2 protein-coding genes are annotated in these 3,304 nt (G+C 48.6%); both read left to right on the forward strand.

Translation table 11 applies throughout. The features are described 5' to 3' along the window. Positions 1-136 precede the first annotated feature (136 nt). Positions 137-1,006 carry a bile acid:sodium symporter family protein gene (locus IM509_RS00310; RefSeq protein ID WP_002771577.1) on the forward strand — a complete coding sequence of 290 codons (870 nt, stop codon included), beginning with the start codon at positions 137-139 and terminating at the stop codon, positions 1,004-1,006. A 207-nt stretch (positions 1,007-1,213) separates the two neighbouring features. Next, entirely contained in the window at positions 1,214-3,073 is a 1,860-nt protein-coding gene (locus IM509_RS00315; RefSeq protein ID WP_052275863.1) for an iron uptake porin, read from the forward strand. Positions 3,074-3,304 lie beyond the last annotated feature (231 nt).

Here is a 3,304-nt window from a genome sequence, read left to right on the forward strand (position 1 = left end):
GCCAAGCTTTTCTGGTCGGAACCCCCTAAGCCGAGTTTTCAAGGTGCTGCGCCGTCCACTTGGTTTTCGAGACTGGCCTTTTAATTCTAACGTAAAGCCAACCTAGAACGGCGGGGTTTCAGACCCAAAATTTCCGATGAACTCCCTTATATCTCTCGAAGTCAAGCCAATATTGCTAATCCTTGTTAAAATCACGATTTTTTCGCTGATGTTAGCCATCGGGATCGCTCTCTCTTTCGAGAAAATGCTCTCCCTCTGGCGCAAACCCGCTTTACTCTTCCGTGCGCTTCTAGCCGTTGTCGTCCTAGTGCCTTTGCTGGTTTTCCTGCTGTTAAAACTATTTAACTTACCCCCAGAAGTGATGGCTGGATTGGCATTTTTGGCAGCTTCCCCTGGTGCGCCTCTAACTACCAAGCGATCGCAAATGGCGGGAGTCAGATTCCGTTACTCAGCCAGTCTCCAACTCACCCTGGCTTTACTTGCGGTTGTGATTACGCCCCTTACCTTGGCTATTTTTACCACCCTCTTTGAGAGGCTTTCAGAGAATGTAACCGTTTTAGAGGTAGCCCAGCAAGTCGCCATGGTGCAGTTCTTGCCTGTCAGTATCGGGCTTCTGATGCAAAAGTTCGCCGCTAAATTGGCCGAAAAGATCGCCAAACCCTTAACTTTTATGGCTAATGGTTTGTTTTTGCTCTTAGCTATCTTAGTCGGTCTTTTGGGATTTCCTGTATTGTTGAAAGTTTGGGGATTGCCACTGGTTGCAATTCTGATTATGGTAATCGCCTCTCTAGGGATAGGACACGCTCTAGGCGGTCCCGATGATGATCAGCGATCGATTCTCGCGATTTCCTCTATTGCTCGCAATGTCGGTTTAGCCTTTTTTATCGCTATTTTGAATGACGTACAGCAGCAGGTGATTCCTACGCTGCTGGCTTATTTAATTTTGGGAGCCGTTCTGGGCGTTCTTTACTCAATCGGTCGTAAGCGCAAATTGGAGAAACTTTGATATCCTCGCCGCTGTGTCAACTCTTAGGTTTTGTTTAAGTGCCGTCAGGGACGACAGAGTGGCCACTTTGTCAACTGGTCGAGGGAAAAAAATGAGATCACATCTTTCCCTAAGTAATTAAGTTGTGTATAATGGCAGAAGAATAGCAAGGCTATATGCGGCATCAAACTGTGTAGTCAACCTATAAGGTGTGAGGAAAAAACCATCATGTTAAAAATGTTCTGGAAATCATTGCTGGTTAGCCCAGCAATTTTGGGGGCTACCCTAGTAGCTTCCGCTAATGCTAGTAGCTTCGATCCCGTCAAATCTACCAGTGTTTCTACCGAATTTAACAATCTAGAAATCGCTCAAGTTCAGGACAACAGTGCAGGAACTGGCGAATTACTCAATCAGATCGAGCGCTACGGTAACGAAGGTCAAGTTGCACCCGTACAGGGCAACACCATCGATCAAGTCACCAGCGTTAACCAACTGCGCGATGTTTCTCCCACCGCTTGGGCCTATGAGGCCCTGAGAAGTTTAGTTGAACGCTATGGTTGTATTGTTGGTTATCCCGATCGCACCTTCCGCGGCGACCGAGCTTTAACCCGTTGGGAATTTGCGGCTGGTTTAAACGCTTGCTTAAACGTGATGGAACGTTTAATTCAAGATGGTGTCAACGTCCTCAAGGAAGACTTAGATGCCCTCAAGCGCTTGATGGATGAGTTCCAGGCCGAATTAGCGGCGTTGGGAGCTAGAGTTGATAACTTAGAAAGCCGGGTGTCTTTCCTCGAAAATAACCAATTCTCCACCACCACCAAATTAGCTGGGGAAGTTATTTTCGCTGTCACCGATACGGTCGGTGCCGGTAGCCCTGCCTCCCAGGCCGCCATGCAATACCGCGCTCGTTTGCTGTTAAACACGAGCTTCACCGGTCAGGACGTATTAAAAACCCGTTTATCGGCCGGCAGCGCCACTCCCTTCGGATTTGATTACAAATCGACCACCACACTACAAAATGGTGATCCCGCTTCCGTCAGATTCGATAATCTGCAAAGCCCTTCCCTTTATCAAACTTGGACCGCCGCCGGTAACGGTAGCGATGTGGTTCTCGACTGGTTGGCCTACTATACCCCCATTGACTTAGGTTATTTTGGTCGCTTCAATACCTACGTCGCCGCTTGGGGTGGTATTTGGAATGACTTCGTTCCCACCACTAACCCCTTCTTTGAAGACTTCGACGGTGGTAATGGTGCGCTATCCACCTTCGCATCCGAAAACCCCATCTATCGTATCGGTGGTGGTTCTGGGGCCGGTGTTAGCCTACAGTTAGGCTTTCTTCAAAGCATTGTCGGTCCGACCTCCCTATCCTTGGGTTATTTAGCCGGTGGTGGTGGCTCCAGTTCTGCGGCCAATCCTAACCCGGGTAATGGTCTCTTTAACGGAGATTACGCCGCTTTAGCACAGATTAACGCTAACCTCTTTAACTTCTTGAACGTTGGCTTCACCTACGTTAACGCCTACCAAGGTGCCGATACCGCCATCTTCGGTAACGGTGGTTCCTTCGGTGTAACGGGGACTTCCGCCGCTAACCTTTCCCAAACTCAGTTAAACACCCTGCTCAACGTCAACGGCAACGATCCTGATAGCGTCACCCTACAGGATGAAGTCGGTTTCTTCAACTTCGGAGCCAAAGTATCCAATAGCTACGGTTTAACCGGTGCAGTGAATCTTGGTTTCGCCAGCTTGAGTGCCTTCGGTTCCTACTCCACCGTGCGCTTACTCGGTCTCGGTGATGCGGAAGTGTGGACCTACGGTGCTGGTATTGCCTTCCCCGACTTAGGTAAAGAAGGAAATATCTTAGGTCTGTTTGCTGGTGCGCAGCCCTACATCGGTCACTTAAGCTTCCGAGACATGGGGCTAAAAGTATCTAACATCGTTCCCTACCACGTTGAATTGTTCTACAAGTACCAAGTCACCGACAATATTTCTATCACCCCCGGTGTCATCTGGATTTCTGCACCTGAACAGTTCAAAGGCACTGGTAACGAGTGGATTGGCACCCTGCGCGGAACCTTTACCTTCTAGGATTTCCTAAATTAAACCCGAAACCCCACCGATGGTGGGGTTTTGTTTTAGGCAAATAAACGCTGATATTCTATCTGGATACAAGCATCCTTGACATCCTCACCGCCGTAAACGGACGGTGATTCCCAAACCTCACGATTTAGGTTTCTGCTTCTTTCCCGAAGGATTTTTCGCACCTGCCTTAACAGATTTACTCTGTTCTGGTCTTATGGTCGCTCTACAGACTGACAC

Source organism: Microcystis sp. M31BS1, from assembly GCF_020245285.1.
GTDB classification, from domain to species: domain Bacteria; phylum Cyanobacteriota; class Cyanobacteriia; order Cyanobacteriales; family Microcystaceae; genus Microcystis; species Microcystis panniformis.